This window comes from Acidobacteriota bacterium, assembly GCA_004299485.1.
Taxonomy (GTDB): domain Bacteria; phylum Acidobacteriota; class Terriglobia; order Terriglobales; family SCQP01; genus SCQP01.
The window spans coordinates 102,605-116,245 of sequence record SCQP01000012.1; the positions used below are offsets into that span (position 1 = coordinate 102,605).

Here is a 13,641-nt window from a genome sequence, read left to right on the forward strand (position 1 = left end):
ATGGCGGATGTATTGATTCTCGATTGTGGGGATGACATCAAGGGTGAATGCACGGTCAACGGCTTCGACAACAAGATTGAACTGCTGTCCTACAGCCACGGCGTAGCGCAGCAGATTACCGGCGATCCGAGCAACACCAAGCGGACTTCGGGCAAGCCGAACCATCAGGACTTCACGGTCACCAAATACCTCGATCTGGCGAGCTGCAAGCTGATTGAGAACTGCAATTCGGCGACCGTGATTCCGTCGGTGAAGCTCACGGTGGGGCAGACGGAAGCGGACAAGGTGACGCCGATCATCGTGTACACCATGACGAACGCGCTGGTGTCGTCGATATCGGTGGGTGGGGGCGGCGGTGGCAAGCCGACCGAGACGGTGACGTTCAATTACAGCAAGATTCAGTGGGACTACAAGCAGCAGAAGTCCGATGTTTCCGATGCCGGCAATGCCGCGGCGAAGTGGAGCTTGCTGACCAACAAGGCTGAGTAATCCCATGCGTGAGCTTCGGCCGGAACCCAGGCCGATGGCGGGCGCGCGGGCACCGCTGTTCGAGCGCCTGGCGGAAGTGGAGGGCACGGCGGCGAGTGGGCCGGCGCCGCCGCGGGTGCTTGATCGCGCGGGGCTGCGGACCTCGATACTCGAGGGCCTCGCGCAGTTGTTGAACACGCGGCGGCCGGGGGGAGTGCCGGAAGGCTGGGTGCTGGATTATGGGGTACCGGATTTTGGCGGGCTGAGCGCCGCCAGCGCGCCTGACCGGGAACACTACGCCAGCGCGCTCACGGCCGCGATCGCGGCCTACGAGCCGCGCCTGCTCGACGCTCGCATCAGCCTGGAGCCGGTCGCCGGGGATCCGCAGCGGCTGAGGGGACGGCTGAGCGGCGATCTGCTGCTGGGCAGCATCCGCGAGCCGGTAGTTTTCCCTTTGCTGCTGCACGCCGCCAGCGGCGCGTTGCAGTTTGGCGAGGACAACGCCGGCGAGGTGACGGCATGAGCGCCAACCTCGACGAACTTTACCCGTATTACCGCGCCGAGCTGGACTATCTGCGGCATGCGGCGCGGGCGTTTGCCGCCGACTATCCCAATGCGGCGGCACGGCTGGAGCTCTCGGGCGAGGAATCGCCCGATCCGCACGTGGAGCGGCTGCTGGAGAGTTTTGCGTTTCTCACCGGCCGCATTCAGCACCGGCTGGACAGTCAGTTTCCGGAAATCACTACCGCCCTGCTGGCGCAGCTTGCGCCCCACCTGGTGAATCCCATTCCGCCGATGGCGATGGCGCAGTTCGAGCCGGACCCGAAGCAGGGGAAACTGGAAAACGGCTACCTCATTCCGCGCCAGACGAAGCTGTTTGCGCAAACCGAGGACGGCCTCACCTGCCGCTTCCGCACCTGCTACCCGGTGATGCTGTGGCCGGTGGAAGTAAGCGAGGCGCGGCTGGAGCCGGCGAGTCACTTCGCCTTTTTGCGCTACCGACCACAGGTGGCGAGCGTGCTGCGGTTGCGGCTGTGCGCGCGCGGCGGACCGCTGCACGAACTGAGCCTGCGGCGGCTGCGGTTCCATCTGCACGGCGATGGGCCGCGGATGGAGGCGCTCTACGGGCTGCTGTTCGCCTCGATTGCGGGCGTGGCGCTGCGGCCGGGCGAAGAGAGCGAGCCGCGCTGGCCGCAGATGCTGCCCGCCTCGGCGCTGGAGGCGGTGGGGTTTGCCGAAGAGGAAGAGCTGATTCCCTACCCTTTGCGGGCGCAGCCGGCGACGCGGCTGCTGCAGGAATATTTTCATTTTCCGCAGAAGTTCCTGTTCTTCGACGTGGACCAACTTTCGACGAAGGGCTGCGCGCAATCGCTCGAGATTCTGCTGCTGCTGTCGCGCCTGCCGCCGGAAAAACTGGAAGCGCGGGCGAGCGATTTTCAGCTTGGCTGCACTCCCATCATCAATTTGTTCCCGCGCACGAGCGAGCCCATCCGCGTGGATCAGCGCGCGACCGAGTACCGGCTGCAGGCGGACATGCGGCGCGAGCGCACCACGGAAATTCATTCCGTGCTGGCGGTATCGAGCTCGTCGAATCCGGCGGAAGAGCAGCTCGAGCTGGAACCGCTGTTTTCGCTGCGGCATGCGGCAGCACGCAACAAGGCACGCTGCTACTGGCAGGCGCGGCGCGTGCCGGCGGAGCTGCCGGACATGCCGGGCAGCGACATGCGGGTTTCGTTTGTGGATCTCGACCTGAATCCCGCCGCGCCGCCACGGCAGATGGCCTACGCGCATCTGCTTTGCAGCAACCGCGATCTGGCGGAGCAGATTCCGCCGGGGGCGCGGCTGCAGACGGAAGAAAAGGCGCCGCTGCAGCGCATCCAGTGCCTGGCCAAGCCCACGGCGACGGCCTATCCGCGCCTGGGCGGTGCGGCGCTGTGGAGCCTGATCGGCAGCCAGTCGCTGAACCATCTGTCGCTCACCGGACCGGAGGGCCTTGCGGCGCTGCAAACCATGTTGCGGCTCTATGGCGGCGGCGACAGTCCCAGCGGGCGGCAGCAGATCGAGGATCTGCGCGAGCTGCAATGCCGGGCGGTGGTGCGGCGGCTGGGGGCGGAGGCGTGGCGCGGCTTCTGTCCCGGCTATGCAATCACGCTGACGTTACAGGACCGAAGCTACCGCGCCCACGGCGCCTATCTGTTCGGCGCAGTGCTGCAGCATTTCTTCGGCCTGTACGCGGCGCTTAACAGCTTCACCGAGCTGGTGCTGCGCACGGCCGATCCCCATTCCCCCGAACTGCGTTACGCGCCGCGAGCGGGCGCGCAGGCGCTGCTGTAACCGGAGATCCCCCCATGCCTTTTGGAGCTGAGCAAACCCAATACCTGCCGCCGCCCGATGCCTGGGTGGAGCGGATCACCAGCGGCCTGGCGAAGTATTACGACAACTCCGCCGACGCCGCCGTGCGCGAAAAGTTTGACGCGTTTGCGCGCTCGGGCATGGGCACGTTCACGTCGCTGAAAGACCGTTTCAGCTCCTTCGTGAGCGCGCCGCGCCTCAATGCCGCGGCCAACCATTTTTTTGACGCGAGCAAGGCGGCGGTGCAGATGAAGCTCAATCAGCTCTACGCCAACCGCGGCTATTTCGTCACCTATCTGGGCACAACGCTGGCGCAGACGGCGCTGGAGGCGGGCCTGGGAGCTGCGCTGGTGAAAGTGCCGGGAGGCAAGACGATCGCCAGCTTCGTGGGGCAGAAAGCCTTCGAGGACAAGTTCGCCGAAATCCAGCGCGACAAGCTGAACGACATGCGCGCCAGCCTGGGGCAGGCGAGTGATCCGCGCGATACGGCCGCGATCAACAAGAGCTTTGTCGCGCCGAACGAAGCCAAGGAGGCGGCGGGCGGAGCGTTCGACACTTACGTGAGTCTGGGCGGTCTGCTGGCGACGCTGGGCGGCGCCAAGCCGATTCAGAGCTGGGCCGAGGCGGTGACCTTTCCCGAGCGGGCGTTCGAGGCGCGCAAGCTGGCCTCGCAGCTCAACGTGCAACTGGTGGCGGTGGAATCGTATCTGGCGTGCATGCGCTCGCACTTGACCGAGGTGCAGAAAGTGGTGCAGCAGTACCGTGGCCAGCTCGCGAGCACGTTGCGCACGGGCGTGCAGGAGACGCTGCAGAAGGCGTTTATGGAGGGACGGGGCGCCGGCGTGAAGGCGCTCACCACGGCGGCCAACAGAGCCGGCGGCGTCAACCGCATCGGGGTGATGGATTTTCCGCCGAGCGCGCCGCACAGCGACATGACGGGATCGATTCAGGACCCGGCGACACTGCTGGGCGCGTGCATCGCCAACGCGGCGGCACAGGGAGTTTACGCGGGCTTTAACGACATGTACTACCGATCGCGCAACCTTTCGCCGGTGCGGCCGGGGCTGCCGGTGCGGCAGTTCTAGCCCACTAAATCGCTGCGACGGGGCGGACGAGGGCGAGGAGGCCGTCGGAGCGGCGGAGCTGGGCGGCGGCGGCGGCGGCTTGTTCGAGGGTGGCGAAGGGGCCGATGCGGACCACATTCCAGACGCGGTGTTGCGCGTCGGTCAATTGCATGACCTGAGCGGTGCAGCCGTGGGTTTTGAGGCTAGCGACGAGGCTGGCGGCGTTGGCGGCATCCTGGAAGGAGCCGAGCTGGAGGTCGTATTCCGGCTGACCGGTTTGGGCGCTGGCGGTGAGGGCGAGGCCGCAGGCGTTGGCGGGCGCGGCGGCAGCGGCAGTAGCGATCGCTGTGGGCGTGGGCGCAGGCTGGGGTGGAGGAGCGGTTGGGACTGCAGGGACCCTGCTTCGCGCTTCGCGCTTCGCAGGGTGATTCTGCCGCTGCGCAGCAGCGGCAGAATCAGCGGCTAATTCCTGCGCATGCTGGGAAGCTTGGGCCTGGCGGCCGGCGACGAGGATGGGCCAGACGCTTTGGCGGTACAGGCCCATGCCCACCAGCAAGCCATCGGCGAATACCAGCGCGACCACCAGACAGGCGCCGAGGACGAAAAGCGCGATGCCTTTATGGTCGAGGGCGAAATGGATCTTCTTTTTGGGCGGCTTTTCCGGCATCGTTTTCCTCGATTAAGGCACCATGGTTTTGGTCTGTCCGGGCGAGACGATCTGAATGACGCCACCCCACATGCACATCAGCTTGGAGTTGCTATCGAGGGCGGGCATGTTGGCGATCATGACCGTGGGCGCGCCCGGCGCCCAGGGCGCGGTCGTGGCGGGCACACAGGGCATGGGCGTGAGCACGCCCAGCGCGGCCGCGGTGGCGGCAGCGACGGTGGGGTTGGAGGGGGAGTTGCACATGCCGAAGGGCGGGATGTTGACCATCGGCTTGTTGTCCATGATGTTGGCAGCGGGAGTCTGGGTCAGGACTTTGTTGGCGGGGAGGACCACCAAAGTTGAGGGCGCAACGCCGAAGCTGCATTGCATCATCGCTCCCATGCATACTTGCATTGCCACAGGTTAGTAACTCCTCTTCTTCGGAGGCCCTGCTTCGCGCTGCGCGCTACGCAGGGCGTTGCCACCGCGCTCGATCCGCTTGCCCTCCTCATAATACTCCGTTGAGACGGGTTTGCCATCCGGGTCAAATACCGTGACTTCGCCGTGCTGGTTGCCTTCATGAAAGTGAGCGAGCAGGAGGAGCTTGCCCGATTGGTACGCCTTGAGCGGGCCGTCAAGCTTGCCGCCCTTGAACTGGGCGGTGTGCACAATTTCGCCGCCGGGGCCGTAGCGAGTCACTTCACCCTCCAATTGGCCTTGCACGAAGTGCGCGCGTTCGAGGATGGTGCCATCGGGCGCGTGGCGAAGAATTTCTCCGTGAAGAGGGTCCGGCATAGTCAGTTGATTTGTACCAGCGAGCCTTTAATCTGGGTGATGCCGCTGCTTTCGACGGTTTGCTGGGCGTTGGCTTTGTGGTCCATGGTGGTGCCGGCCTGGTTGGTCAGGCTGGTGCCGGCGTTATTTTCGAGCGACGTACCGGATTTGTTGGTGAGCGAGGTGCCGGCGTCGTTTTCGAGCGACGTGCCCGCCTTGTTGGTGAACGACGAGCCGGCCTTGATCGAGACCGAGCCGCTGACCTCGATGCTGAGATTGCCGCTGACGCTCAAGGTGTAGTTGCCGCTGACCGTTTGCTTGAAGTCGGCGGAGTTGGTGTGGGTTTCGTTGCCGGTGATGGTCAGCTCGCGCGTGCCTTTGACGCTGTGGGTTTCCTTGCCGGTATTGACGGCGATGGAACGGTCGCCCTTGTCGACGACGAGCGATTCGTTTTTCTGCTGCACCGTGACGGTGCGATTTTGAGCAATCGTGATCGCCTGATCGTTGAGCACGCTGACGTTCATGTCTTTCTGCGCCTGCATGAATAGCTCTTCCGAGCCGGCCTTGTCCTCGAAGCGGATTTCGTTGTTGCCGTCCTGGTTGGGGCTGGAGTGCGTCTTGATGGTGCTGCGGGTCTGATTGTCGGGCAGGGCGTAGGGGGTGACCTGGGTGGCGTTGTAGACGGTGCCGGTGATGAGCGGGCGGTCGGGGTCGCCCTCTTCAAAGCTGACGACGACCTCCTGGCCGATGCGGGGAATGAAGCTCGCGCCCCAGGACTTGCCCGCCCAGGTTTGCGCCACGCGGATCCAGCAGGAGCTGTTTTCGTCGCTCGCACTCGACTGATCCCAGGGGAATTTCACCTTCACGCGGCCATATTGATCGCTGAAAATCTCATCGCCTGATTTGCCCACCACCACCGCGGTCTGGCAGCCGGCGACGGCCGGCCGCGGGGTGGTGAGCGGCGGACGGAAGACCTGGGTGGCGAGGATGGCTTCGAAGTCGTTTTGATATTCCAATTGCGTGCCATCGACCTTCAGCGACGTGAGCACGTAACTGGTGTTGGCGGAGGAGCGGAAATGACCGGCCAGGGTGAAGGTGCAGCCGGCGTGAAAGGCGCGGCAGAGGCTGGTGCCCGAGATGCGCTGGGCGGCAGCTTCATGAATGCCGAGACGCAGGCCGGCGCGGGTTTCGCCATCGGCTTTGGCGGCGTAGCGGCCGGGATAGTTGTACCAGGTGACGGCGTCGGCGCCGCTGCCGGCGGTGGCCAGCAGGTCGGTTGCGGGGATGGTGAAGTTGTAGTCGTCGAGCTGGGTTTTGGCGGTGACCACCTGCTGCTCGATACGGCAGGCGAGCACAGCGTCGGCAGTTTGCTGGGCGGCGCTTTCGGCGCGGAAGGTGGCGGTGGTGAGGCCGGTGCAGGCCTCGTAGGTGCTGGGGTCGTCGGCGAGGACGAGAGTGTGGGCGGAGCTGGTGTGCTCGAAGAAGTAGAAGATGCCCTCTTCCTCCAGCAACCGCGAGACGAAGGCCAGCGCCGTCTCGTTGTACTGCACGCAGTAGTCACGCGCGGTGTAGGTGCCGGTGAGCGCGTCTTTGAAGGCGGTGAAGCCGAGATTGCTGAAAACTTTTTTGACGATGTCGGGCGCGGAGAGGTTCTGAAAAATCTGGCAGCCGGAGGAGAAGCCCAGCAGCCACAGCCAGGGATGGATTTCGGCGGTGTAGGAGGTCAGGCGCGGCGATTGCGCGGTGACGGCGAAGCGGCCGACCACGCCGTTGATGTACTGCTGGTCGCCGCTGGGCAGTTCGATCTGCAGGGTGATGTTCTGGCCGACGATGCTGGAGAAATCGAGATTGGCGTCTTCGCTGACCAGATCCAGGGTGTAGTGAAACAGGCCGGAGATGCGCTCTTCGCCGGAATAACGCTCGACCAGGAGCTGGTTGGCGCCGAGCGGCGTGGTCAACTGCACCGGGCTGGTGGATTGATCGAGAGCCATGGCGGTTACTCGAGGTTGAAGCGCACGCGCAGGGGCTCGCCGGCGGTTGCTGCGGCTGCATCGGCGGCGCCGCGCTGCGGCAGGAAGGCCGTCCAGCCGAGACGTGCGCCGCCCAGGCGCGCGCTCTCGACGGCTTCGGCGCGCAGGCAGAGGCAGACGGTGATGGCGCAGAGGGTTCCGGCGTAGAGGCGGGTGAGGGCGCGCAGGGCGGTGAGCGCGGCGCCGCCGGGCAGGAGCTCGAGGAACTGCGGCAGGTCGAGGGGCGCGGTTTCCAGCTCGGCGGCGGCGGCCTGCAGCCAGACGCGCTGGCCGACGACGGCGCCATCGCCCAGAATCTGGTTGCTGCCCTTGACGCCCAGGCGCGTCCAGGCTTCGGGCGGCAGCGGCCGCCAGGCGCCCTGCATTTGCCGCAGCGCAAAGCGCACGCCGAAGTAGTCGCTGAGCATGCGCTCCAGGCCCACCGCCGAGCGCGGCTGCTGCCAGAGCAGGCCGGCGTAGGCGATGAGCGCCCGGTCGGGCACCGGCAGACGCTCGCGCTGGCCGGGCAGCGCCAGTCCGGCGAAGGCGCGCAGGTAGCGGCCGGCGGGACTGTCTTCGGGCGGTTCGGCGGCGAGCGCCGGGCGGTGCGCGCGCGCGCCCCGGAAGACGAGCGAGAGCAGGCGGTGATGGAACAGGTTGAGGAAGTCGCGGGCGGCGTAGTCGCGCTCGCGCATGCGGTTCTGGATGATCTCGACCAGCGGCGGCGGCAGCGGACCCTCCGCTCCAGCCAAGCTGAAGAAATTCACCAGCAGGTGCGGGGGCGCGGCTTCGTCATCGGCGGCGGTGAGGGACTCCAGGTCGCTGGGCGGAAAATCCAGCCGGATGCTGGCCGCCAGGCGCACCGCCTCGCGCTCGGGGTCGCTGCCCGCGGCGAGCGGCGCTGCTTCGGGCCGCGCCCGCTCCAGCAGCAGCAGGGCCTGGAAAAAGTCAAAGCGGTAGGGCTCGGCCCGCAGCCACTCGATCACGGACGTGTTCGACCGCCAGCCTCGCTCCGCCACTCGCTGCGCTCCTTGTGGCCCAATCCTACTCTGCCGTGGCCGAGTGTGCAACCGCGCCGTGGCGGATTTCGGCTTCGGATTTGGGGAATTGGATAAGCGCGCCGGGGGCGAGGGTGCAGGTGGCGCCGGGGGCAACGGGGCGGCGGCTCGCGCCGCTTTTTTCCGGGGCTGCGCCCCGCGCCTCCCGTTGGTCGGCTGCCCCTCCGTGCCGAGGGTCGGGGCGCTGCTCGCTCGAGCACCAGGTCCAGGGGTCGGGGGAGAGGTTTTTCAGGCCCCAGAGGCCGGGCTGGGTGGGGTGGGCGGCGACGGCGGCGAGGGGCTCGGAGAAGTCGTAGGGGCGCGCGGGGTCGAGGTGGTGGGGATAGAGCCTGGTGTCGTGGTTGAGCATGACGATGTGGCGGCCGGCGTGCAGGCGGTAGGGGAGCTGAGCGGGAGCGCCGCATTGCCAGCAGGGCGCGGACGCGGCGGCGCCGGGATCGTAAAAGCTTTCGCTGGCGCAGTGGGGGCAGTAGTAGATGGCGTCGCGCAGGTCGATGGCGGCGGCGCGCCACTGGGTTTCGCGCACGCGGCCCTGGGCGGGATCGCGAAGGCCCAGGGTAAACGCCTGCGTGAACAGGTCGCGGAACCAGCGTGGGTAGAGCGGCCAGAAGGTGAGGGCGTTGTCGTGAAGGCCGGGGACAGGGCGGTTGGCGTCATCGTCGGGATCAAAGATGAACAGCGGCGCGGAGCCGAACAGGCGCGTCATGGCGGCCAGATCGAAGCTGTGAATTTCCGCCTCGCGGCGGCCTTCGAGGGGATGGTGCATGAAGAAGATGTAGAACAGCAGCACCGCGAGCGAATACAGATCGGTCTGGATGCTGGGCACGGCGCGGCGCAGGACGATTTCGGGCGCCATGAAGCGGGGCGTGCCCAGGATGCCGGTTTCCGGATCGCCATCGACGGTCACGTTGTCGTTGTCGCAGATCAGGATTTCGCCGTTTGCGGGATCGAAGAAGACGTTGCCGAAGGAGATGTCGCGGTAGCAGAGGCCTTTGGAGTGCAACTGCAGGAAGTTGTGGGCGAGGGAGAAGGCCATGGTGGCCAGGGTGCGGAAGCTGGGGTCGAGCTTTTGGCGCATCAGCTCGGCGATGCCGCGGAAGCGCGGCTCGCGCAGGGGCATGATGTAGCCGAAGCCGGAGGCGCGGGAGGAGCTGGCCAGCTCGCCGGGCCAAAGGAATTGCGCCGTAGGCGGACCTTTTTTGACGATGGTGGCGAGACGAAAGCGCTGCTGTTCGGTGGCGGCGTGGGGCAAGTACCACTTCAGCGCCACCGGACGGTCGACCATCAGGGCACGGTAGACTTCGCCCTGGCCGCCGCCTCCGAGAAATTGCTTGACCGTGCAGTCGAGCCGCGAGGCCTCGCCGTGCACGCTCTGGCCCGCCGCTAAAATCATGAGAGTGCCAGCGCTTGCCGCAGGCCGAGGGCGAGGCTGGCGATGAGCGTCAGGAGAAACAGCGCGACGCCAGGCAGGGCGAAACGGCGCCAGAGATGAGCCGTGTACTCGTGGCGCAGGAAGGCCTGAAAGGGCAGCGCAGCGGCAGCATGCAGGCGCGCGGGGGTGCGGGCGAGAAGGGCGGCATCCGACGGCGCGCCAGCGCCGAAGCGGGCGAAGGCCGGCGCCAGGGTGTTGTCGAGCGCTGCCGGCACCGCGGCGGGCAGGTGCTGCATGGCGGCCGTGGCGGCGGGCCAGTCGTGGCGCTGGAGAGCATACTCGGTCTGCGCGAGCGTGAGCAGTAAATCGAAATCGCTCGCCTCCGGAGGCTGGGAGCAGAGCGTCATGGCGTTGACGGCGGTATGGAAGTGACCTTGCGCGGCGAGCGCCCAGGCTTGCTGCTGGCACGGCGAGGCTTCTTGTGCTCCAAGTGCACCGGCGAGGGCAAGGATGACTGCGGCTGCGGCCACGATCTTCATGAATGCAGCCGGACCAATGTGGTGGCGATGGCGCCCTGGAGTTGGGTCATCCAACCGGCCCATTTATAGAAGAAGGCCAGGAGGATGACGGTTTGCAGAGCACGGCCGAGCTCGAAGGTGAAGCCGGTTGTGGGGCCAAAGTAATGAGCGGCGCCGATCCAGCCGGCGATCCAGACGATGGCGCCAGCGACGAGCACGGCGGGTTGCGCGATGAGCGAGAGCAGCTCGGGCGCCAAGGCCCACGGCGCCTGGGCGGGCGCGGGACGGCGGCGCGGGCCTTGGCGCTCGACCGCCCGCGCGAGGAAGAAATCACAGAGGCCAAAAACCGCGAGGCCGATGGTTAACTCGGCAGTGGTGAGCAGCCAATCCCGCGGCTGGAGCGACACCGGGCCGAAGGCGATCCAGGTGATCAGCGCCAGCGCGGCGCCGCTGAGGACGACGCTGGCCAGGCACAGGCTCAGCCAGCGGCGGTCGAGGCCGCGCGGCAGCGGCGCCCAGGCATCGGCGAGGGCTTCGCCGGGCGCGGGCCAGGAGGGTAGCGGCGGCGGTGCGGGCAGCGGCGTCACCGTGGTCGAGGAAACTGGCGCGCGGCGCACGGCTTCGATCCAGACTTCGGCGGTCCATTGCGCGGGGCCGCTGGCCAGGCCCAGCTCTTCTACCAGCTTCTGCGTCAGGCGCGCCAACAGGATGGGCTCGGCGGTGTTGCCGAGGGCGGCGCGGATATCGGCCACCAGGTTTTGGCGCAGCGCCGAGATCAGCCAGAAGATTTCACGGCCGCCGCCGCCGCAGAGGTCGCGCAGCAGCGCCTCGCAGCGCCAGGGATCGGCACAGATCTCGAAGCCATAGGTGCCGGTCAGATGAACGAGATGATGGCGCGCCCGCTCGGCGGGGCTGAGCGTGGGCGAAGGGCTGGGTGGGGCAGGGCTGGCCATACTATTTGCCGCCCGCCTCGGCGCGGTACAAAACTCCGGCCGTCACATCATCGCCGCTGCCCAGCCGTGAAGCTTCCTCCAGCCAGACTGCCAGATCACGTTCCACTTGCTGGATACCGTGGGTGCGCACCATCGAGAGTATATCGCGCCCCACGCGCAGGAAGCCACGCTCGGTGCGAAAAGAGTTACTGTAACCGTCGGTGCAGAGAAAAATGAGCGCCGGGGCGTCCGGCTCCAGCGCGCGGCGGGCAAAACGAACTTCGCGCCAGGCGTCGGGCAGGCAGAGCGAGGTGGTCTCGCCACCGAGCAGGCGGCCGTCGCGCGGCCAGGCGCGGCGCACGTGACCGAGAGGTGAGACCAGAAGCAGGTCGCCGTCGCCGAGCTGGAGGGTGAGGAGGTGACTCTCGGTCGCGAGCGCGGCCAGGACGGTGGTGCCGTAGACGGGGAAGAGGGAAGAGGGAAGAGGGAAGAGGGAAGAGGGAAAAGGGAAAAGGGGATGCGTGGCGGCGTGGGAGGTGACGGCGGAGCGCCAGCGATCCACTAACTCGCGGGCCAGACAGGTGGGATCTACTGGGGTGGGGTCAGAGGCGGCGATTTCAGACAGGAGGGCGGAAGCGACGGTGACGGCGAGTTGGGCGCCAATGTCGCTACGGGTGGCAGGGGCGCTGCCGTGGCCATCGGCGAGGGCGAGGATGGCGCCGTTGGGGAGCAGGCGGCGCTCGAGGGCGTCCTGGGCGGGCGTGCCGAGGCGCTCATGTTGGGCGCCGCGGACGGACGCGCCCGCGAGTTGCCAGCTCACCAGACCTCGTCGGCGGGGGAGACGTTGGCGGCGGGCGCGGGGATAGGCAGTGCCGCCGCGGCGAGTGCGGCCGTGGCGGGCGCGGAGGCGGCGCGCAGGACCGCGGTCGAGGCCCAGCGGATGTAGTTGACCAGCGATTCGGCGCCGTTGGCCTGCAGGACGGGCACGTCGGGGTTGCCGATGAAGGCGCGCAAGGGGCCGTGGTCGGCGTCATCGCCGATGGCGATGGCGATACGCACGGCGCGGCGCGCCCAGGGGACTTCCATAAGCTTGCGCAGGCCGCGCGCGAAATCGTCGGTGGGCTGGCCGTCGGAGATGAGCACCAGCACCGGCGGCAGGGCGCGGTCGGTCATGGGCGGAATGGTCAACTGCTCGGCCAGCATTTCCATCGCCTGGCCCATGTCGGTGATGCCCTGGGCGGAAAGATCCTCCCAGCGCAGTTGGAAGACGGGCGTGGGGGTGGCGATATGCCAATGCGCGCCGTCGGCGAAACGCAGCGCGCGGACCAGTACCTGGGCGTTGGGGTTCTCGCCGGCGGCGCGCTGCATGTGCGGAATGGCTTCGCGGATGGCGTTGTTTAGAGACTGGATCTTGCCGTCCGCCTGCATGGATCCGGAACAGTCACAGATCCAGAAAAAATGCAGCGGCCGCGATGCCAACTCGCCTCCGGGTCGTCGCGCCATAGGCCAATTCCAAGCTGATCGTATCACGCCAGCGGTTGGCAACCGGCCGGGGTTATTGCGGCTGCGCGACCAGGGAGTGGCGCTGGGGCCGCGCGGTAGACAGGACGACGGTGGCAGCGCGGCGGTCCGTCATGAGGAGGAAGTTCACGGCGGAGCCGGCATCGGCGCGGTAAAAGCCGGTGTCGTCGAACAGATACTGCTGGTAGCCCAGGGATTCGAGCAGCGCGAACAATTTGGGACGATGGCTGAGATCTTCGATCATAAGGATCGGGTCGAAGCGGCGAATCGTCTCCAGGCCACCGCGGACGACGGCCAGCTCGTAGCCCTGGACATCAATCTTGATGAAGACTGGGTTCAGGCGTTGGTCGTCAAGCCGTTCGGTGCGGCACGCGGTTTCGCGCAGCACCAGCCGCCGCGGGGCAAACCGATAGAGGGTTTCGGGGCCAAGCCAGGAAGCGGCGTTGTTGCGATCGAGCGAAGCCAGACCATCGTAGGCAAAGCCCTTGTAAACGGGCGTGAATAGCGTTGCGTCCGTGGGCGTTGCTCCCAAGCCGTAGGGGTGAACGGTAACAGTTTCACTGCCGCGATGCCGCTGCTGGAGCCGGGCCGCGAGGTGGGGGTCGGCCTCAAAGGCGTGGATGCGTGCGTGCGGCTGGAACAGCCGGATGGATTCGATACTCTGTCCCTGATTGGCGCCCACATCGACATAGCAGCCCGACGATGAGTCCGGAATGAAACGTAGAGAGCCGAAGTCCGGATCCGAGGGTTTACGTGCTAGTCGGGCGTGGTGATATCGCCATGCGGTTTTGAGCGGCTTGAGGAAGGGGACCTCGCTTTGGGCGGTGCGCAGGAGCTTGACTTTATTCACGGCTAAACAGCTTCGATTGAGCTCTGGCCAGAATGGATGCTTGGCGTGGCCGAGCGTCGTTCCCCGGCAATGGACGC

General features: G+C 66.6%; 15 protein-coding genes. 4 read left to right on the plus strand and 11 right to left on the minus strand.

What is annotated here, in order from left to right:
- From EPN33_08580 to EPN33_08595, 4 genes are read left to right on the plus strand one after another with little or no spacing between them, the layout of a single operon-like run.
- Window positions 1-489 carry a type VI secretion system tube protein Hcp gene (locus EPN33_08580; protein TAN22313.1) on the plus strand — a complete coding sequence of 163 codons (489 nt, stop codon included), beginning with the start codon at window positions 1-3 and terminating at the stop codon, window positions 487-489.
- A gap of 4 nt (window positions 490-493) precedes the next feature.
- Window positions 494-991: a type VI secretion system baseplate subunit TssE gene (gene tssE, locus EPN33_08585; GenBank protein ID TAN22314.1), complete on the plus strand. Its 498-nt coding sequence runs from the start codon at window positions 494-496 to the stop codon at window positions 989-991.
- On the plus strand, window positions 988-2,802 hold the full coding sequence (tssF, locus tag EPN33_08590; GenBank protein ID TAN22315.1) for a type VI secretion system baseplate subunit TssF: 1,815 nt from the start codon (window positions 988-990) through the stop codon (window positions 2,800-2,802). Before tssE ends, tssF begins: the two co-directional genes overlap by 4 nt.
- A 14-nt stretch (window positions 2,803-2,816) precedes the next feature.
- Window positions 2,817-3,905, plus strand: a complete 1,089-nt coding sequence (locus EPN33_08595) for a hypothetical protein (GenBank protein TAN22316.1) — start codon at window positions 2,817-2,819, stop codon at window positions 3,903-3,905.
- Window positions 3,906-3,909: 4 nt separating this feature from the next.
- Here the strand turns inward: EPN33_08595 and EPN33_08600 are convergent, their stop codons facing one another.
- Genes EPN33_08600 through EPN33_08650 form a run of 11 tightly spaced genes read right to left on the minus strand, consistent with a single transcriptional unit; the run spans window position 3,910 to window position 13,564 of the window.
- Entirely contained in the window at window positions 3,910-4,551 is a 642-nt protein-coding gene (locus EPN33_08600) for an SPOR domain-containing protein (GenBank protein ID TAN22317.1), read from the minus strand.
- A 12-nt stretch (window positions 4,552-4,563) separates the two neighbouring features.
- Window positions 4,564-4,950 (minus strand): DUF4280 domain-containing protein, encoded by a 387-nt coding sequence (locus EPN33_08605; protein ID TAN22318.1) that lies wholly within the window; start codon window positions 4,948-4,950, stop codon window positions 4,564-4,566.
- A gap of 3 nt (window positions 4,951-4,953) precedes the next feature.
- Window positions 4,954-5,325 carry a hypothetical protein gene (locus EPN33_08610; protein TAN22319.1) on the minus strand — a complete coding sequence of 124 codons (372 nt, stop codon included), beginning with the start codon at window positions 5,323-5,325 and terminating at the stop codon, window positions 4,954-4,956.
- Between the two features lie 2 nt (window positions 5,326-5,327).
- The gene (tssI, locus tag EPN33_08615; protein ID TAN22320.1) at window positions 5,328-7,295 is read right to left on the minus strand and encodes a type VI secretion system tip protein VgrG; all 1,968 of its coding nucleotides are present in this window, start codon (window positions 7,293-7,295) and stop codon (window positions 5,328-5,330) included.
- A 5-nt stretch (window positions 7,296-7,300) separates the two neighbouring features.
- Window positions 7,301-8,467 (minus strand): type VI secretion system baseplate subunit TssG, encoded by a 1,167-nt coding sequence (tssG, locus tag EPN33_08620; GenBank protein ID TAN22321.1) that lies wholly within the window; start codon window positions 8,465-8,467, stop codon window positions 7,301-7,303.
- Complete coding sequence (locus EPN33_08625; GenBank protein TAN22322.1) at window positions 8,358-9,764, minus strand: serine/threonine protein kinase; 1,407 nt, start codon at window positions 9,762-9,764, stop codon at window positions 8,358-8,360. The genes tssG and EPN33_08625 overlap by 110 nt, the downstream gene beginning before the upstream one ends.
- Window positions 9,761-10,282, minus strand: a complete 522-nt coding sequence (locus EPN33_08630) for a hypothetical protein (protein ID TAN22323.1) — start codon at window positions 10,280-10,282, stop codon at window positions 9,761-9,763. Before EPN33_08630 ends, EPN33_08625 begins: the two co-directional genes overlap by 4 nt.
- Entirely contained in the window at window positions 10,279-11,214 is a 936-nt protein-coding gene (locus EPN33_08635) for a hypothetical protein (protein TAN22324.1), read from the minus strand. The genes EPN33_08630 and EPN33_08635 overlap by 4 nt, the downstream gene beginning before the upstream one ends.
- Window position 11,215: 1 nt before the next feature.
- On the minus strand, window positions 11,216-12,130 hold the full coding sequence (locus EPN33_08640) for a protein phosphatase 2C domain-containing protein (protein ID TAN22325.1): 915 nt from the start codon (window positions 12,128-12,130) through the stop codon (window positions 11,216-11,218).
- Entirely contained in the window at window positions 12,010-12,696 is a 687-nt protein-coding gene (locus EPN33_08645; protein TAN22326.1) for a tellurium resistance protein, read from the minus strand. Before EPN33_08645 ends, EPN33_08640 begins: the two co-directional genes overlap by 121 nt.
- A 52-nt stretch (window positions 12,697-12,748) precedes the next feature.
- Window positions 12,749-13,564: an FkbM family methyltransferase gene (locus EPN33_08650; GenBank protein TAN22327.1), complete on the minus strand. Its 816-nt coding sequence runs from the start codon at window positions 13,562-13,564 to the stop codon at window positions 12,749-12,751.
- Window positions 13,565-13,641: the final 77 nt, after the last annotated feature.